This is a genomic window from Variovorax gossypii (assembly GCF_003965815.1).
Taxonomy (GTDB): Bacteria; Pseudomonadota; Gammaproteobacteria; order Burkholderiales; family Burkholderiaceae_C; genus Variovorax; species Variovorax gossypii.
Genome location: NZ_RXOE01000005.1, coordinates 364,321 through 383,919, shown reverse-complemented (window position 1 = coordinate 383,919; position 19,599 = coordinate 364,321). Strand labels below are relative to the sequence as shown.

General features: G+C 67.8%; 20 protein-coding genes and 2 pseudogenes. 17 read left to right on the top strand and 5 right to left on the bottom strand.

Going from position 1 to position 19,599, the window contains the following annotated elements; all coding sequences use genetic code 11:
- The coding region (locus EJP69_RS20655; protein ID WP_206169366.1) for a YadA-like family protein at positions 1-502 on the top strand (502 nt) is incomplete at its 5' end.
- Positions 503-522: 20 nt separating this feature from the next.
- Positions 523-1,371, top strand: a complete 849-nt coding sequence (locus EJP69_RS20650; protein WP_126472317.1) for an OmpA family protein — start codon at positions 523-525, stop codon at positions 1,369-1,371.
- 51 nt (positions 1,372-1,422) lie between these two features.
- Here the strand turns inward: EJP69_RS20650 and EJP69_RS20645 are convergent.
- Positions 1,423-2,112 (bottom strand): annotated as a pseudogene (locus EJP69_RS20645) (autotransporter outer membrane beta-barrel domain-containing protein); the annotation flags it as partial.
- Positions 2,113-2,134: 22 nt separating this feature from the next.
- Here EJP69_RS20645 and EJP69_RS20640 point away from each other — a divergent pair.
- The 3 genes and pseudogenes from EJP69_RS20640 to EJP69_RS20630 form a co-directional block, all read left to right on the top strand.
- Positions 2,135-2,476, top strand: a complete 342-nt coding sequence (locus EJP69_RS20640; protein ID WP_126472316.1) for a hypothetical protein — start codon at positions 2,135-2,137, stop codon at positions 2,474-2,476.
- A complete protein-coding gene (locus EJP69_RS20635) occupies positions 2,437-3,105 on the top strand; it encodes a hypothetical protein (protein WP_170217198.1) in 669 nt (222 codons plus the stop codon). The genes EJP69_RS20640 and EJP69_RS20635 overlap by 40 nt, the downstream gene beginning before the upstream one ends.
- Positions 3,106-3,165: 60 nt before the next feature.
- Positions 3,166-3,702, top strand: a pseudogene (locus EJP69_RS20630) (IS66 family transposase); the annotation flags it as partial.
- A gap of 177 nt (positions 3,703-3,879) precedes the next feature.
- Here the strand turns inward: EJP69_RS20630 and EJP69_RS20625 are convergent.
- The gene (locus EJP69_RS20625; protein ID WP_093208558.1) at positions 3,880-4,506 is read right to left on the bottom strand and encodes a TetR/AcrR family transcriptional regulator; all 627 of its coding nucleotides are present in this window, start codon (positions 4,504-4,506) and stop codon (positions 3,880-3,882) included.
- Positions 4,507-4,564: 58 nt separating this feature from the next.
- Here EJP69_RS20625 and EJP69_RS20620 point away from each other — a divergent pair, with 58 nt between their 5' ends.
- Both EJP69_RS20620 and EJP69_RS30120 read left to right on the top strand, forming a co-directional pair.
- A complete protein-coding gene (locus EJP69_RS20620) occupies positions 4,565-5,293 on the top strand; it encodes a nitroreductase family protein (RefSeq protein ID WP_126472313.1) in 729 nt (242 codons plus the stop codon).
- 86 nt (positions 5,294-5,379) lie between these two features.
- Positions 5,380-5,685, top strand: a complete 306-nt coding sequence (locus EJP69_RS30120) for a LysR substrate-binding domain-containing protein (protein WP_420824228.1) — start codon at positions 5,380-5,382, stop codon at positions 5,683-5,685.
- Positions 5,686-6,376: 691 nt separating this feature from the next.
- On the opposite strand, the gene EJP69_RS20605 is transcribed toward EJP69_RS30120, so the two are convergent.
- Positions 6,377-7,273 carry a helix-turn-helix domain-containing protein gene (locus EJP69_RS20605; protein WP_170217197.1) on the bottom strand — a complete coding sequence of 299 codons (897 nt, stop codon included), beginning with the start codon at positions 7,271-7,273 and terminating at the stop codon, positions 6,377-6,379.
- Positions 7,274-7,409: 136 nt separating this feature from the next.
- Between EJP69_RS20605 and EJP69_RS20600 the strand changes: the two genes are divergently transcribed.
- From EJP69_RS20600 to EJP69_RS20590, 3 genes are read left to right on the top strand one after another with little or no spacing between them, the layout of a single operon-like run.
- Entirely contained in the window at positions 7,410-8,396 is a 987-nt protein-coding gene (locus EJP69_RS20600) for a Bug family tripartite tricarboxylate transporter substrate binding protein (RefSeq protein ID WP_126472310.1), read from the top strand.
- A 3-nt stretch (positions 8,397-8,399) separates the two neighbouring features.
- Positions 8,400-10,142, top strand: coding sequence for a thiamine pyrophosphate-binding protein (locus EJP69_RS20595; protein ID WP_126472309.1), 1,743 nt, complete (start codon positions 8,400-8,402; stop codon positions 10,140-10,142).
- Positions 10,143-10,166: 24 nt separating this feature from the next.
- On the top strand, positions 10,167-10,592 hold the full coding sequence (locus tag EJP69_RS20590; RefSeq protein ID WP_206169365.1) for a GlcG/HbpS family heme-binding protein: 426 nt from the start codon (positions 10,167-10,169) through the stop codon (positions 10,590-10,592).
- 7 nt (positions 10,593-10,599) lie between these two features.
- On the opposite strand, the gene EJP69_RS20585 is transcribed toward EJP69_RS20590, so the two are convergent.
- Positions 10,600-11,541, bottom strand: coding sequence for a LysR family transcriptional regulator (locus EJP69_RS20585; protein ID WP_170217196.1), 942 nt, complete (start codon positions 11,539-11,541; stop codon positions 10,600-10,602).
- An 87-nt stretch (positions 11,542-11,628) separates the two neighbouring features.
- On the opposite strand from EJP69_RS20585, the gene EJP69_RS20580 reads away from it, so the two are divergent.
- From EJP69_RS20580 to EJP69_RS30115, 7 genes are all read left to right on the top strand, one after another.
- Positions 11,629-12,603 (top strand): Bug family tripartite tricarboxylate transporter substrate binding protein, encoded by a 975-nt coding sequence (locus EJP69_RS20580; RefSeq protein ID WP_126472307.1) that lies wholly within the window; start codon positions 11,629-11,631, stop codon positions 12,601-12,603.
- Between the two features lie 20 nt (positions 12,604-12,623).
- Positions 12,624-13,649: an amidohydrolase family protein gene (locus EJP69_RS20575; RefSeq protein ID WP_126472306.1), complete on the top strand. Its 1,026-nt coding sequence runs from the start codon at positions 12,624-12,626 to the stop codon at positions 13,647-13,649.
- A complete protein-coding gene (locus tag EJP69_RS20570) occupies positions 13,646-14,551 on the top strand; it encodes a VOC family protein (RefSeq protein ID WP_126472305.1) in 906 nt (301 codons plus the stop codon). Before EJP69_RS20575 ends, EJP69_RS20570 begins: the two co-directional genes overlap by 4 nt.
- 24 nt (positions 14,552-14,575) lie before the next feature.
- Positions 14,576-15,439: a fumarylacetoacetate hydrolase family protein gene (locus tag EJP69_RS20565; RefSeq protein ID WP_093208579.1), complete on the top strand. Its 864-nt coding sequence runs from the start codon at positions 14,576-14,578 to the stop codon at positions 15,437-15,439.
- Complete coding sequence (locus EJP69_RS20560) at positions 15,436-16,986, top strand: bifunctional 3-(3-hydroxy-phenyl)propionate/3-hydroxycinnamic acid hydroxylase (RefSeq protein ID WP_240652245.1); 1,551 nt, start codon at positions 15,436-15,438, stop codon at positions 16,984-16,986. Before EJP69_RS20565 ends, EJP69_RS20560 begins: the two co-directional genes overlap by 4 nt.
- A 395-nt stretch (positions 16,987-17,381) precedes the next feature.
- Positions 17,382-17,849, top strand: coding sequence for a hypothetical protein (locus EJP69_RS20555; protein WP_093307632.1), 468 nt, complete (start codon positions 17,382-17,384; stop codon positions 17,847-17,849).
- Between the two features lie 168 nt (positions 17,850-18,017).
- On the top strand, positions 18,018-18,266 hold the full coding sequence (locus EJP69_RS30115) for a nucleotidyltransferase family protein (protein ID WP_170217195.1): 249 nt from the start codon (positions 18,018-18,020) through the stop codon (positions 18,264-18,266).
- Here EJP69_RS30115 and EJP69_RS20545 read toward each other — a convergent pair.
- Positions 18,201-19,541: a metal-dependent hydrolase family protein gene (locus EJP69_RS20545; RefSeq protein WP_126472304.1), complete on the bottom strand. Its 1,341-nt coding sequence runs from the start codon at positions 19,539-19,541 to the stop codon at positions 18,201-18,203. The two genes, EJP69_RS30115 and EJP69_RS20545, sit on opposite strands and share 66 nt — an antisense overlap.
- Positions 19,542-19,599: the final 58 nt, after the last annotated feature.

Sequence of the window (19,599 nt, the reverse complement as noted above, 5' to 3'; positions counted from 1 at the left end):
GAACGTCTCGCAGCTGCGGGGCGTGCAGGGCACGGTCGCCGCCATCGACCAGTCGACGGTGAAGTACGACACCAACGCGGACGGCTCGGTCAACTACAACAGCGTGACCATGGGCGGCAGCAATGCCACCGCGCCGGTCACAGTGCACAACGTGGCGCCGGGCGTGGCCGGCACCGATGCCGTCAACGTCAACCAGCTCAATGCGACCAGCGCCGGTCTCAACAACCGCATCAATGCCCTGGGCGACAAGGTCGATGCCAACACGCGGATGCTCTCGGGGGGCATCGCGGCCTCGGCAGCGATGGCGGTGGTCACGCCGGTGGAGCCGGGGCGCTACCACGTGAGCGGTGCGGTCGCAGGCTACAACGGGCAGGCCGGCATCGGCTTCAACCTGCTCAAACGCTCGGAGAACGGGCAGACCACCCTGCATGCGGGCGTGGGCTGGGCCACCGGCGGCAGCAAGGCCATCGTGCGCGTGGGCTTCGGGTTCTCGTTCGACTGAGCGCAAGAGGAACAACATCCATGAAAACACACACTACATTCCATTGCCTCGCACTGACCGCCCTGGTGGCGATGCTGGGAGGCTGCGCGACGGGCACCGCCGTGCCCGAGCAGAGCGGTGCGGCGCCTGCCGCCACCGACTCCGTGCACTTTCCTGAGGCGGGCAGCGCCTGGCTCAAGGGCGGCACCTTCGTCAATGTGGAGCAGTTGCGCCGCGTCGGCCGGGGGATGACGAAGAACCAGGTGCGCGAGCTCATCAGCTATCCGCACTTCGGCGAAGGCCTCTTCGGCCCGAAGGAGTGGGATTACCTGTTCAACTTCCGCACCGGCCGTGGCGACGAATTCGTCACCTGCCAGTACAAGGTGGTCTACAGGGACGGCCTCTCCGATGCGATGTACTGGAAGGACCCGGCCTGCGCGGGTTACCTTTCGCCGAAGGTCGATGTGGCGGCGCCGGTGCCGGCGGCTGCCGCCGCCTCCGCGCCGCAGCGCTTCAGGATGGCAGCCGATGCGCTGTTTGCCTTTGACAAGTCGGGCATGGCCGACATGTCGGCCGACGGACGCGAGCAGCTCGACCAACTGGCCGCCCAGCTCAAGGGCCAGTACAAGCGCTTCGACGCGATCACCGTGATCGGCCACACGGACAGGCTGGGCAGCGACGCGTACAACCAGGCGCTGTCGGCTGCGCGGGCTGCAACCGTGCGTGACTACCTGATCGCACGGGGCCTGCCGCCGTCGGCACTGCGCGCCTTCGGGGTCGGCAAGACGCAGCCGCTGGTCTCGTGTGTCGACGGCCGGCAGCGCGCCCAGCTCATCGCCTGTCTGCAACCCAATCGACGCGTCGAACTCGAGGTCACCGGCGAGCGATAGGCCGTCGTGGTCTCGCGGCGTGGCTGGCGGGATCTCTGCCCCGCCGAGGTTTCACCACTTCATGCGCACGCCGACGGACCCGTTGATCGAGCTCTTCACTCTGGCGTTGCCGCCGCTCGCCCAGAGCTTGCCGACTTCGCCGTAGAGGCTGGTCGACTGGCCCAGCGCGAGCGTGAAGCCGCCCGCGAGTTCGGTGCTCGTGCCGCCGGTCGGCGCGGAGATGTCGGTGGTGGTCGCGCCGTTCACGAAGCGGGCGACGTCCGCGCCGCTCGATGTCCGGTAGACGTTGAAGCGGCCGTACGGCTGCAGCGTGCCGACGCCCGTAGCGATCTCGCCCTTGACCCGCACGCCCGCACGGGCGATCCAGCCGCTGTCGGCCTGCGGCTGGACGACCGCACCGGCGATGACGGAGTTGTTCAGGTCCATGTGCTGATGGATCAGCTGCAGCTGCGGCTCGATGCTCCAGCCGCTGCCGCCCAGCGCGAAGGCCTGCCCCACTTCGATCGAGCCCAGCAGGCTGTTGCCCTTGCCGCTCGTGCCCGGGCTCGCCAGGGGCTCGACCGTGTAGCGATGGCGTCCCGACTGCGCCACCGCGTCGGCATAGAAGCCGCTGTCGCTGGTGTAGGTGCCGTACACGCCCAGGTACTGGCTGCGCAGGTCGTTGCGGCCCACGCTCAGGTTCTGGATGCCGCTGGCAAAGCCTCGCACGCTGGCGCCGCCATCGAGCTGGCCGACGTAGACGAAGTACGTGGCGAGCAACGGCGTGACCATCAGCCAGGACAACGACGACGCTGGCTCGGTCGGGGCCAGCGTGCTCCTGGGCAAGGCTGTGCGGTTGCTCGACCTGAGCGGTGACATCTATCTGCGGTTTTCTGCGATCAACTATTTCGGCGATGGTTTGTCGATCACTGCCGCCAAGGGGAGCGGCAGCCGTCCTGTTGAAACCGAAAGCCGCAACGGCGCGGGCGGTGAAGTGAGGGTAGGCGGCCGCTTCGCATTCCTGCCGCGGCGAGGATTTGTCTATTTCGAGGCTTCCAGCCTGGCCGCCAAAGGCATCCGGCGGACATGGAGCCTGCGCTCGGGCTTGCGCTACGAGTGGCAATGATGGCAACAAGTCCTCTGTGCTGGCTGGCGCGTTGGCTGAACGAGCGCGGCGCTTGGGCTGCAATGGTGGTGGCTGCCGGCCTGGCCTTCGCGCCACTCCTCGCAATGGCCGGGGATGGAGAAAGAAAGAGCTTCGCCTGGGGCACGCAGGTGACGCGGGACAACGTCGCCTTTGAGTTTCAGGAAGCCCGGTACGCCAACCTCGTCGTGGACAGCAGCGCCGCCGATTCACCGAAGCAGTACAAGGGCGACTTTGTCCTGCTCCACGTGAAGATCACGAACATGGCGGAGCAGCCGCTTTTCGTGAGGTTCCAGCCCGTGTTCAGATTGGTCGATGCGGCCGGTGCGTTGTACGAGCCCCATGAGATGCTGACTCGGCTGGTCAACCCGCCAGAGGCAGGTCAGACACCGTTCGGCGAGCCGCTCGCAGCCGGTCGATCCATGCAAAGACGCGTGCTTTTCTCCGTGCCGAAACAGCCCTACAGAGCCGTCGTCATCGTTCCACGCAGCACCGAGAAAGCCGACGATGGGGTCGTGACATATTCGGGGCCATACTTCTTCTACGACCTGGCACCCCTTCGCGCTTCGTTGACGGCAAAGAGCGCCAGGACCGCTGGGAAGGGCCCGTGAGGCAACTGTGTCTGCGAACGCCCGACCGATCCATCTGAAGATGCAACAGGTCTTGAAACCCGCAAGTTCGTGGAGCTGCACCTGGCCAACAAGAGCACGCTGACGGCCGCGGCCATCGAGTTCATCTGTCAGCTCTACGGCATCGAGCGGGAGGCAAAGGACTTGCCTCCTGAGGAGCGCTTGCGAGAACGACGAACGCGCGCGGCGCCGATCGCGCAGGTCCTGCACAGCAGGTTGCTGGATTTCCGGCCGAAGGTGCCCGATGGCTCGGCGACCGCAAGGGCCGTGGACTACAGCCTGAACCGCTGGGCGGCGCTCACGCGCCACCTTGGCGACCCGGCCTTGCCCATCGACAACGATTTCGACGAGCAGCAGATCAGGCCATGGGCCACGGAACGCAAGAATTGGCTGTTCGCCGGGACGTTGCTGGCCGGGCAGCAAGCCGCGGCCATCATGAGCCTCATCCAAACGGCGAAGCTCAACGGCCACGATGCTTCTGCATACCTTCGTGACGTGCTGATGCGTCTCCCGACCCAACGGGCGCGCGACCTTGCAGACCTGCTGCCCCATCGTTGGATGCCCTCAAGCTCACAATGACAGCACACCGCTCCTGAGCGGTCGCCAGGAATGCTGAGCGCGAACGCCAGAGTCATCGTTATGAGACGGTTTGCGATGCTGCTCAGCCTGATGGCCACGCCGCTACCTCCTCCGCGCGAAGCGCCAGTTGATGCCAACGTCTTCTTCGGACCTCGACTTGGTGATCACTTCGTCCACTCAGGCTGATGAGGCCCGGCGCTGCAGGTACCCTTGGAGCAAGGCGACCACCTCTTCCCGGAACTGCGGGAGGCCGAGCACTTCAGGCCGATGCGTCGCCGCGCCGTTGATCACGGCCCGCGCAGCGACCACGCCGATCTCTATCGCGACCTCGGGATTCGGCACGTTCTTCATGAACGGCCGCAGCGCCTCTAGCGCCTGGCGCCGGAGCGCCGCTTCATCCTCCGTGGGGCACTTCACCGACCGCGGCAGCTCCTCGGCGAAGGCGCGATGAAGGGCGGGCGCGACGCGATGCTCGTCCACGATCGCGCCCACCAGCAGCAGGAGCGCATCGCGCAAGGAGCGCTGCCCGGCCAGCCGGGGCAGCGCCTCCACCAACTTGCGGCGCGTCTGCTCGATGTGGCGGCGCTGCAGCTCGGCGACGATGGCCTCCTTGTTGGGGAAGAACTGATACAGGGAACTGATGTTCACCCCGGCGCGCTCGGCGATCGCATTGGTGGTGAAACCCTCCCAGCCGCGCTTCACCAAAATGTAAGCCGCAGCTTGCGTAATGGCGTCCACCGTGGCCCGCGAGCGCGCCTGCCGAGGCTGTTTCCGGGGGGATGTGGTCGGCCGCACGGTTTTCATGGGCGCGAAGCTCCAAATGCAAGTTTCAAAAAAACAAGTCAAAGCTTACTATTTCAGCATGCAAAAGCAAGACACATCGCCGCTCTGGACTGCCTTCCAGGACGTGAATCGACGCCGGCGCGCCATCCGGGAATTCGCACCGGCGGCGCTGCCCGACGCCGACGTTCGCGCCGTGCTCGAGGAGGCCGCCCGGGCGCCTTCGAGCGGCAACCTACAGCCCTACCAGCTCCATTGGGTGCGCGAACCCGCATTGAAGGCGCGCCTGGCCGAGGCCTGCAGCGGGCAGCGTGCCGCGGTCTCCGCACCCACGCTGGTGATCGTCGCAGCGAGCCGCGAGATCGCGCTGCGGACGGCGAGCCAACAGCTTTCCTACGTCGAGGCCTCCAGCAGCCTGCCCGAGCGCTCGAAGGACTACCACCGCGGGCAGGTGAAGATGTTCCGGCGCGTCCTGGAACTCGGCTCGTGGGCCCTCTGGACGCCGCTCGCAGCGCTCGCCGCGCTCGTGCGACCCAGCCTGGCGCTGCTCCCCATCGGCCACCTGGGGAGCCGCTCGTGGGCCGCAAGGAACGCGAGCTTCGCGGCGCAGACCCTGATGCTGGCCGCGGCCGCCAGAGGCATCGACTCCTGCCCGATGGAAGGCTTTTCGGCACCCAGGATCTGCCAGATCCTCGGGCTGCCGCGAGGCACCGTCATCCCTGTGGTCATCGCCCTGGGCCACCGCGCAGAGAAGGCGCGGCTCGAGCACCAATGGCGGCGGGAATGGCCGGACCTGGTCGTGGAGCATTGAACCCGCTCGCCGGACGGCGCCACTGGCGGCATTCGGTCTGTGCGCGCCCAGCGGACTCCCGGATCACTTCAGGTTCGACTTGAAGAATTCGGGTCAACGCGCACGTCACCGGCCGGCTCGTATTCGACTCGAGTGGCATGGTCGTCGCCGGGGCACTTGGCGGGCGCGGTCTGGCCTGGTTGCCCGACGATGCCGTTGACGAGCACCTCTCGTCCGGGCGCCTGGTCGCTGTGCTGGAGGACTGGCCGCAGACCAATACCGGATACCACGCCCACTACGCCACTCTTCCCCTGCGATGGGCGTCGTGGTCAAGGCTTTGCCTCAGGTCAGTCGCGGCGACTGACTGCTCGGGCGACCTAGGAGTTTCTGCAGTGGGTCGTTCACCGTCTTGAGACCAGTGCCGCCGGGCGCCGCCCGTTGAGCCGCAAGCGGTCGTCGAGCCGGCGCCGCGCCCACCGTCAACACGACTTCGCCGTGCGCTTGCGAAAAATCGGCCGCAACAGTGCCGCTCCAACGCGCGCATCCCCCAGCGCCAAGCGCTCATGTTCTTCTCCTCAAGGCCGCATCGGGCATGTTGTTGGTTCGTGCCAGCCGCGCAGGAAGCCGCGTGGGCTGCAATGAGGAAACTAATAGGGGGTCGAGGAGGAGCTTGGTGGTTTTGTCTCTATTTCTTCGCCAGCTGTGCTGCAGGCACTGCACGTGCGCAGATCGACCGCGGGATCTCGACTCTGTCTGCGTCGACTCCGAACTCGTCGTGAATCGATCATGGAGGGCGTCGGGTCATGCTGGGCGGGCCCGGGGCTTCGTGCTCGATTGCGCGAGTGCCTGCTGATGCCCGAGCGCGGCCGCGTCGTCATGCGAGCGGATGCTGATCAACTGCGTGACGGGAAAGGGTTGTCGGCTTCGTCGGCTTCGGGTCGCGTGACCAAGCCGGTCCCGACGGTTCGCGATGCATGGGAAGTACTGCGCCTTCGTGACCATGGCCATGGGGTTCCGGCCTGCAGGGGGCGCGAAGTACCCGGTGGCGGGGTCGGGCAGGAGGGCGTGTGCTCCGCCGAGACCGGTGATTGGGCCCGCATGTGCCTAACGAGGTGTTTTGACCCCCTGGGCCGCCAGCGCACGGTACTGTGAAGGCGAGTGGCCGGTGGCGCGAGTGAAGAACTTGCTGAAGTAGGCCGGGTCCTGGTACCCGATGGTGTCGGCCACCTCTGCCACGGACATGGGGGTATAGGCGAGCAGTCGACGCGCTTCCAGCATGAGTCGCTCGTGCAGCAGCTGCAGGGCCGACTGCTGCGTCGCATTGCGGCAGCTGCGGCTCAGGTGGTCGGGTTTCACGCCCAGCTGCTGGGCATAGAAAGGAAGGCCGCGGTGCTCGCGAAAGTGCTGCTCTGCCAGCGCACGGAAGCGCTGGACCAGCGCATCGCGCGCACCGGGCGCCTGCGTCTTCTGGATGTATGCGCCGTGCAGGCGCAGCAGCAGGACCGCAAGCAGGGTGGCGGTGGCCAGCAGCGCAGGCACCCGGCCAGCATCGTGGCCGTGGAACTCGCGCCCCAGCATGGCGAAGAGCGTGGCGCATTCGGCGTGCGCCGGGGGCGCCAGCTCCGTCAGCAAGAAGGAGCTGCCCAGGCTCGTCTCCGCCAGCTGTGTGCCGGCCAGGAGTTGCTGCAGCGTGGCGCTGGGAATGGTGAGCTGATGCCCCGAAGTGTCGCGTGTGTGGTGAAAGCCGTGCACCGAGCCCGGGGCAATCAGCAGGATGGCCGGGGCATCGGCCTGCACCGCTCGCCCATCCACCGTGCCGCTGATGCGACCCCGCTCCAGAAACTGGATCTGGTGCAGGCCCTCGTGGCGATGCGCCGGAATCGTCCAGTCCATCTCCCGCCCGCGCACCGCCACCAGCTCGTAGTGCAGGCAGTCGTCGGGCTGCTCATGACGGACTTCACGGAAGGGGACGAGGAGGAGGGGCCTGGCAGCGGATTTCACGGCGTGCAGATCGTGCAGATGCGATCGAGGCCGGAAAACTACCTGCCATGGTGCGATTTGTCCATTCGCGGCAGCCCTCGGTGGCCTCACGATCGATGCATCGACAGCCAAGGGCCCCAGACCCAGGAGACATGCCATGGACCGCAGAGACTTCCTTCATCTTCTTCAGGCGGGCAGTGCGCTGGCCGCGCTCGCCCCCTGGGAACGCGCGCTCGCGCAGCTCAACGGCAATGCCTCCATCGTCTCGGGCTTTCCCGCCGGCGGCATGGGCGACCACGTGGCACGCCCGCTCGCCGAGAAGCTGCGCGGCAAGTACGCCGCCAGCCTGGTGGTGGAGCCGAAGACAGGGGCGGGCGGGCGCATCGCGGTGGAGTACGTCAAGCGTGCGGCGCCCGATGGCCTGACGATCCTGCAGATTCCCAGCTCGCCGATGACGCTCTATCCGAACACCTACAGGAAGCTCAACTACGACCCGATCGCCGATTTCGTGCCGGTGACCAGCACCGTCAACTATGCCTTCGTCCTGACGGCCGGCCCCGGTTTGCCGACGGACGTGAGGACGGCGTCGGAGTATGTGAAGTGGGCCAAGGCCCATCCGCCGCAGGCCAACTACGGCGTGCCGGCGGCCGGCTCGGCGCTGCACTTCGTCGGCATGATGCTGCAGAGGGCCGGCGGCGCGGAGCTCACGGCGGTGGCCTACCGGGGCGGCGCGCCGCTGCTCAACGACGTGCTGGGCGGTCAGGTGCCGGTGAGCGTGAGCGTGCTCGGCGAGGTGATGCCGTACATCCGCGCTGGCAAACTGCGGGGCCTGGCGGTGTCGAGCGCGCAGCGTTCGCCCTTCCTGCCGGAGGTGCCGACCTTCGTCGAGCAGGGCTTCCCCGACATCGTCGTACAGGAGTGGCTGGGCTGGTTCCTGCCGGCGCGCGCGCCGTCCGAGACCGTCCAGCGCCTCAATGCGCTCGTGCGCGAGGGTCTCGCGGCGCCCGAATTCGTCGAGGCGCTGGCCAAGGTCGGGCTGCAGCCGATGCACCAGGGCGCCGACGAATTCGCCCGCATCGTGCGTGCCGACCGGCAGCGCTGGGCCCCGATCGTCAAGGCGGCCCATTTCACGGCGGAGGACTAGGACATGGCGCTGCAAATCAACGGCGCGCAGGCGTTGGTGCGGCTTCTGCTCGCAGAGCAGGTGCGGGAGGTTTTCGGCATCGTCGGCGGCAAGCTGGGGCCGTTGCTGCACGCGATCTCGCAGCAGGAACGGTTGCGCTTCCTCGGGGTGCGGCACGAAGGCGCAGCCCCGATGATGGCGGCCGGTGTCCATGCCGCGTCGGGGCGGATCGCGGTGGCGCTGGGCGAGATGGGGCCGGGCGGTCTCAACCTGGCCTCCGGCCTGGGCGTGGCCTTCAACAACAACCTGCCGCTGCTGGCCATCACCACCAACCAGCATCGCGCCGCCTGCTATCCGCACAGCGGCATGTTCATGGACCTGGACACCGTGGCGCTGACGCGGCCGATCACCAAGTGGAACGCGGTGGTGCATGATGCGCGCCGCCTGCCGGAGCTCGTGCGCCGCGCCTTTCGCGAGGCGCTGAGCGGACGGCCCGGCCCGGTGCACCTGGACATTCCGCAGGACGTGCTGAGCCAGTCCTGCAGCTTCGAGGAGGCGGAGTTCGACGTTGCGCCGGCGAGCTATCGCTTCGTGGGGCGTGTCCGGCCGCATGCCGACGATGTGCGCCGCGCGGCAGCCCTCATGGCGCAGGCCAGGCGCCCGCTCATCGTGGCCGGCGGCGGCGTGGTCGCGAGCGGCGCGGCCGCCAGCGTGCGTGCGCTTGCGCAGCGTTGGCAGGCGCCGGTGCTTCCCACGCAGATGGCGCTCGGCGTGGTGGCCTCGGACAGCCCGCATTTCATCGGCCATGGCGGCCTGATCGCCGGGGAGCCCGTGCGGCTGGCCTTCGAGCGCGCCGATCTCGTCCTCGCCGTGGGATGCCGCTGGTCGTCCTGGATGTGGGACGCGCACGGGCCGCTGGCGCGGCGGTCGCAGCGGCTGGTCAGCATCAACATCGATCCGTCGGCATTGGGGCACCCCGCCTTGCACGAACTCGCACTGCAAGCCGATGCAAGCGCCGCGCTCGAGGATCTGCTCGCAGCCGGTGATGCCGACCTGGAGCGTGCCGTCGACAGCGGCTGGCTGCGCGACCTGCGGCAGGCGCGCGAGGCGTACGCGTCGCGCCTGGCGGCACTGGGGGAGGAGGGCGAACCGGGCGAGGCCATGCACCCCGCGGCGCTGGCGCGCGCGATCGGCGAGGCCTTGCCGAAAGACGGCCTGGCCGTCTTCGACGGCGGCCACACCAGCTTCTGGAGCAACGACCTGACGCCGGTGCACGACGTGCGCACGCGCTTTCACGAGCCGGGCATGAGCCACCTCGGTTTCGGCCTGCCCTATGCCATCGCGCTGCAGGCGCAGCAGCCTGAGCGGGCCGTCACGCTCATCACGGGCGACGGCTCCTTCGGCTTCACGCTCAACGAACTGGACACCGCGCGACGTCACCGCCTGCCGGTGCTCATCATCGTCCACAACAACGCCGCCTGGGGCATCATCCGTGCCGGTCAACGCAATGCGCTCGGTTTCGAACTGGGCACCGCGCTCGACGGGACAGACTATGCCGCCATCGCGCGGGGTTTCGGCTGTCACGGCGAACGTGTGACGGCCCTGGCCGAGGTCGGGCCCGCCATCCACCGCGCGCTGGCCTCGGGTCTGCCGGCCGTGCTCGACTGCCGCACACGCTTCGTGCCGCACCCCGCCATGCCTGCCTTCGCCAGCATGAACCGCTATGGCTTCGAGGCTGTCGCCGGCCCCGGGGCGGTCGCTCATTGAATGAATGAAAGAAAAGGAAAGCCCGTGTCCAGCCTGACCCTGCAGCAAGCCCGCACCATCATCGATGCGGCCCTCGCGAAATCGAAGGAAGCCGGCTACCAGCCCATGGGCATTGCGGTGCTCGATGCCGCCGGCCATCTCAAGGCCTTCGTGAGCGAAGACGGTGCCAGCATGTTCCGCTTCGACATCGCGCGTGCCAAGGCATGGGGTGCGGTGGGCATGGGCGTGGCCAGCCGCAAGCTGGCCGAGCGCGCGAGGGACAACCCCAACTTCTTCGTCGCGCTGGCCGCCACGGCCGAGGGCAGGTTCCTGCCTCAGACCGGTGCGGTGGTGATCCGCGATGCGGCTGGCACGCTGCTGGGCGCGGTAGGTGCCAGTGGCGGCACCGGCGACGAGGATGAAGCCATCTGCATCGCCGGGGTGCAGGCGGCGGGGCTGAGCGCCGGTTGAAGCACCTTCAGCCGGCGGCCTGCCAGTCGGGCAGGCGTGCGTTGGCGTCGCGCCGGTTCACTTCGTAGAAGAGTCCGCGCAGCCAGCGGTTGGATGCATCGTTCTGCATGCGACGGTGCCAGTACTGCTGCACCTGGAGCTGCGGCGGCTTGAAGGGCAGTTCGATGGTCTTCACCGCGATATGCCGCTGCACCACGGTGGCGATGTCGTCGGGCACGGTCGCCACCAGGTCGCTGCCGGGCAGCAGCGACAACAGGCTCATGAAATGCGAGAGCTCCAGCGTCACGTGCCGGTGCCAGCCCTTGTCCTCCAGGAAGCGGTCCAGCATGTGCTCGCGCCCGTCGGGCCGCACGACGATGTGCCGCGCCGCCAGGTACTGCCGCGCCGTCATGCGCGAAGGCGCTGCCGCATTGTGCGCGCAGGCGATGCAGGTGTAGGACGTCCTGAACAGCGCCTGGCGGAAGTAGCCCGCCTTCTGCAGATCGGGAAAGAAGCCCACGGCCAGATCGGCCTCGCCGGCCTCCAGCGCATGGGCGGCCGCCGTGCGCGGCATGGAAAGCGCACGCAGCCGCACCAGCGGCGCTGCCTGCCGCAGGCGTCGCAGCACCCCGGGGAGAAACGCCACCTCGCCGATGTCGGGGGTGAGCAGCGTGAAGCTGCGCTCCGCGCTCGCCGGATCGAAGCCAGCCGGCTGAAGGATCTCCGCCTGGATCGCCTGCACCACGCGTTGCACCACGGGGCTCAGTGCCTGCGCGCGCGGCGTGGGCTCCATCTGCGCGCCGGCGCGCACGAACAGGTCGTCGTCGAAGGTTGCGCGCAGCCGCGCCAGGGCGGCGCTGGTGGCGGGCTGGCTCAGCCCGATGGCTTCGGCCGCGCGGCTGACGCTGCGCAGCCTGGCCATCGCATCGAACAGCACCAGCAGGTTGAGGTCGACCGATCGAATATCCATGAAATGGATTTTATGTATCTGCGTCATCGACTGTTCAGATGTTGGGAGGCTTCCTAGCATCCAGGCTCCAAGAACAAAGGAGACTCCATGCAACGCAGAGATTTCGTCCGGACGGCGACGCTGTTTCCGCTGGCGGGCAGCGGGCTGCTTCGCGCACAGCCCGACTGGCCGCAGCGCCCCGTCAAGTTCATCCTTTCGCAGCCCGCGGGCTCGGGGCCCGACATCCTCGCGCGCTACGTGGCCGACCGGCTCGCGCGAAGCTGGGCCCAGCCCATCGTGATCGAGAACAAGCCGGGCGGGCAGAACGTGATCGGCGCGCTGGCGGCGGCGCGGTCGCAGCCCGATGGCTACACCTTCTACTACGCGACCACCGCGGCGATGGTGACCAATGCCTACACCTTCAAGGCCCTGCCCTACGACCCGGCGAAGGATTTCGCGCCGGTGCGGCTGGTGGGGCGCAGCCCCTTCGTGATCGCTGCCGCGGCGAACTTCCCGGCCAGGAATCTGAAGGAGGCGCTGGCGCTGGCCAAGGCGCAACCGGGCAGCATCGCGATCGCCACCGAAGGCCCGAAGACCTTCTCCGGCATGCTGGCCGACAGCGTGGCCGGGATGGCCGGCGTGCGTTTCAACCATGTGCCCTACACCAAGGCGCCCGATGCACTGCAGGACGTGATCGGCGGGCGGGTGCCGCTGGTCTGCCTGCCCGATGCGGCCCTCACCGCGTACCTCTCCTCGGGGAAGGTGCGTGCACTGGCCGTGAGCACCGCCGGGCGGCAGCCGGGCATGCCGGACGTGCCCGCGCTGTCCGAGACCTTCCCCGGTTTCGAGTACACGGGATGGAACGGTCTCTTTGCGCCGGCAGGTACGCCCACGGAGGTGATCGCGCGCGTCAACCGCGACCTGGAAGCCGTCATGCAGCAGCCCGAGGTGCTGCAGCGCCTGCAGACCCTCGGCTCGCAGGCCGAGCAGCGCATGTCGGTGCCGGAGTTCGAGGCCTTCATGCACAGCGAGCGCGAGCGCTGGGCCAAGCTGGTCAGGCAGCTCGACATCCGGCCCGAATAGCCCTGCGCTGGAGAAAAGAAATGACCCGTTGCAGCTGCGGCATCGATGTGCATGCGCATGTGGTGCCCGAGCACTTCCCGAGCTACATCGGCTCCAGGCTGCCGGCCGACTGGCCCTCGATGGCGCCCGCCCACGCCTGCCATCGCCACGTGATGATCGCGAACAAGGTGTACCGCACGGTGTCTGACCGCTGCTGGAGCACCGCACGCCGGCTCGAGGATCTGCCGGGCATGGGGCTCGCACTGCAGGTGATCTCGCCCATGCCGGAGCTCCTGTCGTACTGGATGGCCGCCCACGACGCCCACCAGTTGCTGCGCTACACCAACGATTGCATGGCCGGCATGGTGACGCAGGGCAACGGCCGCATCGCGGCGCTCGGCGCGGTGCCGCTGCAGGACATCGACCTGGCGATTGCCGAGCTCGAGTACGTCGTGGGAACGCTGGGGTTCGCGGGCGTGGAGATCGGCAGCAATGTCAACGATGCGCCCGTGGGTGCCGCGCAGTTCGATGCCTTCTTCGAAGCCTGCGAGGCCCTGGGGGCCGCGGTGTTCGTGCACGCCTTGCGCCCGGCCGGCATGGACCGGCTGGTGGGCCCCGCGCCCTTGCAGCAGGTGCTGGCCTATCCGGGGGACGTGGGCCTGGCGGCCGCGTCGGTCATCACGGCCAACCTGCTGCTGCGCCGGCCGCGCCTGCGCATCGCGTTCAGCCATGGCGGCGGCACGCTGGCCACGTTGCTGCCTCGCCTGCAGCAGGGCTGGGAAGTGTTTCCTGCGCTGAAGGAGAGCATCACGGCCTCGCCCGCGGAGCAGGCGCGGCGGCTGTTCTACGACACGCTCGTGTTCGACGAGCCCCTGCTGCGCCACCTGGTGCATCGCTTCGGCGCCGACCAGTTGATGGTGGGCACCGACTACCCCTTCAATTTCCATGACCGCACGCCGGTGCAGCGCATCGAGGCCGCCGGCTTCGATGAAGCCACGGTGGCGGCCCTGGTGCATCGCAACGCCGAGCGATTCCTCGGCCTTCCCAAGAAAGAGACGACCCTATGAGCTCCCCCTGGATCCAAGGTCTGCGCAGCGTGGCGCTCGAGGTGCCCGACCTCGCGCAGGCCGAAGCCTTCTACACCGGCACCTGGCGGCTGGAAGTCGCCCACCGCGGCGATTCCGTGCTGTACCTGCGCGGCACGGGCGGTGACGGCCACCTGCTGGCGCTGCACCAGGGCACGGAGGTCCCGCGCATCCGCCAGGTGACGCTGCGCGCGCGCAGCCGGGAGGCGCTCGATGCCGTGGCCGCCCGCGTCGTGGCCGCCGGCGGCACCCTGCTGGCGCCGCCGCACGAACTCACGCGCGATCCCGCCGGTGGCGTCGGCCTGAAGTTCAGGGACCCGCACGGGCGCATCTTCCAGGTGGTGCACGGCGACAGCCGGCAGCCCGAGGGACCCGCGGTCAAGGACCGGCCCATCCGCCTGACCCACGTGGTGCTCAACAGCCACGCGGTGGACGAGACGCAGGTCTTCCTGCAGCAGGCGCTGGGCTTTCGCCTGGTAGACCGCACCGGGATCATGGCCTTCATGAACTGCGATCGCGATCACCACACCATCGCCATCGGCATCTCGGACAACGATGCGCTCAACCACATCGCCTTCCTCATGCCCGACTTCGAATCGGTGATGCGCGGCGGCGGCCGCATGAAGGACGCGGGGTTTCCCATCCAGTGGGGCCCCGGCAGGCACGGCCCGGGCAACAACCTCTTCAACTATTTCATCGATCCCTTCGGCGTCGTCATCGAGTACACGGCCGAGGTGGAGCAGATCGACGACGGCTACGAGGCGCACGGCCCCGAGCACTGGAAGTGGCCGCCGGGCCGCGTGGACCAGTGGGGCATCTCTGCCGCCCCCGGCGCCGCCCTGAAGGACGCACAGCGGCGCATCTTCTTCGCAACGAACCCCTGATTTTTCCAACCGAGTGACATCCCGATGAAATTCACCACCTACCTGCGCCAAGGCGCGCCGCGCCTGGCCCTTGTCGACGCCCAGGACCTGATCGATCTGAACGATGCCGACGCGCTGGTGCCGGCCGACCTGCGCGCCGCGCTGAGCGCCGGCGTCGACCTGCAGGCCGCGGCGCGGCAAGCACTGAGATCGGGTCAGCGTCAGCCCCTTGAAGGCGCGAGGTTGGCGCCGCTGGTGCCCGAGCCCGGCAAGATCGTCTGCCTGGGCCTCAACTACTACGATCACGCCAAGGAAGGCGGTCGAGAGAAGCCCGACTACCCCTGGTTCTTCTTTCGTGCGCCCTCGTCGCTGTTGGCCCATGGGGAGGCCGGATGGTTGCCCAAGGTGTCGACACGCTTCGACTACGAGGCCGAACTGGCGGTGGTGATCGGCCGCAAGGTGCCTCGGCACACGCCCCAGGCCCAGGCGCTGGCTTATGTCTTCGGCTACAGCTGCTTCAACGACATGAGCGTGCGCGATTACCAGAAGCGCACGCCCCAATGGACCATCGGCAAGAACTTCGACCGCACCGGCGGCTTCGGACCCGTGCTGGTTACCGCCGACGAATTGGCGCCGGGCGCCGCGGGCCTGCGCATCCAGAGCCGCCTGAATGGCCAGGTGATGCAGGACGCCAATACCGACGACATGATCTTCAGCGTCGCCGAGACCATCGCCTTGCTGGCACAGGTGCTGACGCTGGAGCCGGGCGACGTGATCGTGATGGGCACGCCCGCCGGCGTGGGCCAGGCGCGCACTCCACCCGTATGGATGCGCGCGGGCGACACCATCGAGATAGAGATCGATGGCGTCGGCCTTCTCTCCAACCCCATTGCGGATGAGGCGGCGTGAGCACGAGCGACATCTACGACGTCGCGATCGTCGGATACGGCCCGGTGGGGCAGGTGGCCGCAGGGCTGTTGGGACAGCGTGGATTCAAGGTCTACGTGTGCGAGCGCATGCCGGATGTCCACCAGATTCCCCGTGCCATCTCGCTGGACCACGAGATCATGCGCGTGTTCCAGCAGCTGGGCGTGGTCGAGGCTGTCGAGCCTTACATCGAGCCGTTCACCAACTCCGAGTACCTCGGCGCCGACGGTCAGCTGATCCGGCGCATGACCATGGTGGCGCCTCCCTATCCGCAGGGGTACACGCCTTCCATGGTGTTCACGCAGCCGCCCGTGGAGCGGGCACTGCGCGCGCGCGTGGCGCAGTTGCCCAACGTGACGGTGGACCTGGGCGTGGAGATGGTCGCGCTCGCGCAGGACCCGGAAGGCGTCATGCTGCAGATCGGCTCCGGGGGACAGGCTCGCACCGTGCGTGCGCGCTACTGCATGGCCTGCGACGGGGGCAGCAGCGGCGTGCGCACCCAACTGGGCATCGAGATGCAGGACCTGGACTTCGACGAGCCCTGGCTGGTGGTCGATGTGCTGGTCAACGAGCGCGGCCTTGCCAAGCTGCCGAAGGTGAGCGTGCAGTACTGCGAGCCGCAGCGCCCGTGCACCCTGGTGATCGGTCCGAAGAACCATCGTCGCTGGGAGATCTCGATCCTGCCGGGCGAAGACCCCGCGCAGGTCGCCACGGCCGAGCACACCTGGCAGTTGCTGTCGCGTTGGCTCACGCCCGACGACGGTCAGCTGTGGCGCCAGGCGAGCTACCGCTTCCATGCGCTTGTTGCCCAGCAGTGGCGCCATGGGCGCGTCTTCCTGGCCGGAGACGCTGCGCACATGCAGCCGCCTTTCCTTGGACAGGGCATGTGCCAGGGCGTGCGTGATGTGGCCAACCTGAGCTGGAAGCTCGCGGCCGTGCTGCAAGGCGAGGTGCGGGGCGACGCTGGCGAGGCGCTGCTCGACAGCTATGGCACGGAACGCCGGGCCCACGTGCGCGAACTCACCAGCCGCATCAAGGGCGTGGGAGTCGTCATCTGCGAGCGGGATGTGGCCAAGGCCAGAGCGCGCGATGCTCGCCTGCTGGAAGAGTGCGCAGGCCAGGTGCAGGACACGCCCCGCCAGGACATCCTGCCGCGCCTGGAAGACGGGTTCCTGTCGGGACAAGCCAGCGCGGCACGCGGCGGCCTGTTTCCCCAACCGTGGCTGACTGGTGCAGCGGGAGCCCGCCAGCGCATGGACGAGCTGGCAGGCCATGGCTGGCGGCTCGTGCTTGCACCGGGCGTCGAGCGGGCTGGTGACGCTTCGATACCTGGCCTCACCGTGGTCGCGCTCGGCAGCGCGGACGATGTGGAGGGTGTTGCGGCCCACTGGTTCCAACGGCACGGGTGTGTCGCCGCGCTCCTGCGGCCTGACAACTACGTCTATGGCGTGGCCGGGACCGCCGCCGAAGCGGCTGCCCTGTGCGAGGAGGCTGCGGCGGCTCTTGGAGCGTCGGCCTGCATTGCGTGAGGGCATCGCGCAGTGAGCGAAAGAGGAGGCCGAGGCGCGAGGGACGCCCTGTTGCGGCGCGTGCCCCGGTTCGTTCGCGTGTTCCACCGCATGGGGGTGTCGATGGCATGCAGGCCGCGCGACAGCCATCGCTGCCAGCCCGGCGTGCATTCGGGCGCCAGCCGGGCAAGGACTGCGACGAACAAGGAGCCCTCAAGGGAATGCTCGTGAGGCAGGGCGCACGGCCTTCCTGTTGAAGGATGAAGCCGTAGGAGAATCTCCCGTTGCTCACGCCCGCCATTCGCCGGCGGCAGGTCCACAGGTTCCAACGGGAAGGATGTCACGCCATGGGATGCAGCATTTCGCGCAAAGAGGGTTCACAGGGCTCACGCATCGGACTTCGTGCTGCCACGGTCATGGCGCTCGCCCTGTCGTTGGCGCCCATGCTGGCGGCCGGCCAGGACCCCGACATGAGATGGTCGCAGGACCCCGCGACAGGGTGTCGCTTCGTGGCACCGGCCTCGCTGGGTGCGGCGCCTACCTACTGGAGCGGAAGCTGCCAATCCGGCAAGGCATCCGGGATCGGCATGCTCCGGACCCGCGTCGGTGCGAATGCGGGCTATGCGTTCTACGGCGAATTGCGCGACGGCATGCCGGTGATCGGTGCCGTCGATCTGGAGGGCGGCTTTCGGGTGGGGCGGTTCGTTGCTGGAGACATCGGGACGCGCGACACCGAATGGCAGGAGCGGCACGATGGCTTCGAGGCCGCCTTGCGCGCGGCACGCGCGGTCAGCGCGCACTATGCCGGGCAGAAGAATACCGCTTCGGCACGGCACTACAGTGCCGTCGCGAAAAAGCTGGAGACGCAGCTGGAGGGAGATTGACCGCGGGCTTCGCCTGCGGCGTTCGCAGAACGGCCTGCGGGCGCCAGTTGCATTGACGACGCTGATGCCAGAACTGCGCTGGGAGGCGACGAACCAAGCGACTGTGCATCACAGCTCCTGAAGAGTCTTGGTCAAGTTGTCTCCCCGTTGCGCTCGCTCCAAGAGGGGGTGTCTACCTGGCCGGAACATGCGACATGTGTGGGAGCCGGCCTGAAGGCTGTCAGCCCACTCCACACCGTGGCCCCGCATGGATGGGATGACTTGTTGCCCTTCGGGTCAGACGCAATCCCGTCCGAGCGGGCGCTGCTGCTGCCCGCCGCGACCTGTCAACGAGCAGCGGAACCTGGTGGGTCAGTGCATCTCTGCCAAGGCTTCCTTGACGCCCTGTTCCTGCAGCGGTGTGTCGGCGCCTGCTAGATGCAGCGCGGCATGCGGCGGCACGGGCGTGGCGCAGTCCTTGTGGACCACGCCGTCCTTCATCACCAGCTGCACCTTCGCCGGGTCCGTCAGCAGCGACAGGTCCTGCAGCGGGTCGCCATCGATCAGGACGATGTCTGCGAGAAAGCCCGCTTTCAGCTGTCCCAATTCATCGGGACGTTGCATGATCTGGCTACCCAGCCGTGTCGCGGCCATCAGCGCCTCCTTCGGTGTCATGCCGATGTAGTCGACAAAGTACTGGAGGTCGTTGGCATTGGTGCCGTGCGGCATCCAGGCAAAGCCGTAGTCGCCGCCCGGCAGGATGCGAATGCCGCGCCTGTGCATCTCGCGCAGCGAAGCCGATGCGATTTCCAGCTCGCGTTTGTATCCCATCTGAGTGGCGACGGCTTCCGTGATGCCGTACTCCGCCGCGTTGTAGGTGGTGCGGATGAGCCAGCCGATGCCCGGCGCGACAAAGTGCCGGTCCTTGGCCGCCTCGAGCATGTCCAGCGCTTCCGAATCGGCAAAGCTGGCGTGGTAGACCATCTCGATGCCGTGGCGTACGCACTGCTTGACCGATTCGCTGGAGCGCGCGTGCGCGGCCATGCGCTTGCCGTAGCGCTTGGCTTCCTGCGCGAGCATGGCGACCTCGTCTTCCGCAAACGGCGACATTTCCGCGGGCAGGCCGGCGATGTACTCGCCCGACAGATTGATTTTCAGGTGATCGACGCCGTACTTGATGAAGGTGCGGGCCGATCTTCGGATGTCTTCGGGGCCGCTGCAGACGCTGCCGAAACTGAGTTCTTCGAACTTCATGTGTGGCAGCGTGTTGTCGCCCAGCGCGCCGATGGTGGTGATCTCCTGGCTGCCGGCCAGGTAGCGCGGGCCGGGGAACTCGCCCGCATCGATGGCGTTGCGCAGGACCACGTCCAGGCGCGGCTTGGCCGCCGCCGCGCCGATCGCGCAGGTCCAGCCCATGTCGAGGTAGCGCTTGGCCACGCGCACGCACCAGAGCATGTGCTCTTCGGGCGGCATGAACTGAATGGCCGCGAGAGACGGCTGGTCGTTCCACGAGAAATGCGTGTGGGCCTCGGTCATGCCCGGCATGAGGAAGCGGCCCTTGCCGTCGATCACGCGCGCGTCGTCGGTGCTCACGCGCTTGGGAAGGCGCGCCACTTCGACGATGCGCTTTCCTTCCACGAGCAGATCGCCGGTGTAGGGGTCTTCGCCCGAGCCGTCGAAGATGCGGACATTGGTGAATGCAATACGGGTCATCGTTGTCTCCTTCGGCCTGTACGGCCGGCCATGGGTGGTCGAATGGAATCCGGCGCCG

Coding starts and splice junctions, on each gene's coding strand:
- EJP69_RS20650 (WP_126472317.1), top strand. CDS start 523: ATGAAAACACACACTACATTCCATTGCCTCGCACTGACCGCCCTGGTG.
- EJP69_RS20635 (WP_170217198.1), top strand. CDS start 2,437: ATGGAGCCTGCGCTCGGGCTTGCGCTACGAGTGGCAATGATGGCAACA.
- EJP69_RS20625 (WP_093208558.1), bottom strand. CDS start 4,506: ATGAAAACCGTGCGGCCGACCACATCCCCCCGGAAACAGCCTCGGCAG.
- EJP69_RS20620 (WP_126472313.1), top strand. CDS start 4,565: ATGCAAAAGCAAGACACATCGCCGCTCTGGACTGCCTTCCAGGACGTG.
- EJP69_RS20600 (WP_126472310.1), top strand. CDS start 7,410: ATGGACCGCAGAGACTTCCTTCATCTTCTTCAGGCGGGCAGTGCGCTG.
- EJP69_RS20595 (WP_126472309.1), top strand. CDS start 8,400: ATGGCGCTGCAAATCAACGGCGCGCAGGCGTTGGTGCGGCTTCTGCTC.
- EJP69_RS20585 (WP_170217196.1), bottom strand. CDS start 11,541: ATGGATATTCGATCGGTCGACCTCAACCTGCTGGTGCTGTTCGATGCG.
- EJP69_RS20580 (WP_126472307.1), top strand. CDS start 11,629: ATGCAACGCAGAGATTTCGTCCGGACGGCGACGCTGTTTCCGCTGGCG.
- EJP69_RS20575 (WP_126472306.1), top strand. CDS start 12,624: ATGACCCGTTGCAGCTGCGGCATCGATGTGCATGCGCATGTGGTGCCC.
- EJP69_RS20570 (WP_126472305.1), top strand. CDS start 13,646: ATGAGCTCCCCCTGGATCCAAGGTCTGCGCAGCGTGGCGCTCGAGGTG.
- EJP69_RS20565 (WP_093208579.1), top strand. CDS start 14,576: ATGAAATTCACCACCTACCTGCGCCAAGGCGCGCCGCGCCTGGCCCTT.
- EJP69_RS20555 (WP_093307632.1), top strand. CDS start 17,382: ATGGCGCTCGCCCTGTCGTTGGCGCCCATGCTGGCGGCCGGCCAGGAC.
- EJP69_RS20545 (WP_126472304.1), bottom strand. CDS start 19,541: ATGACCCGTATTGCATTCACCAATGTCCGCATCTTCGACGGCTCGGGC.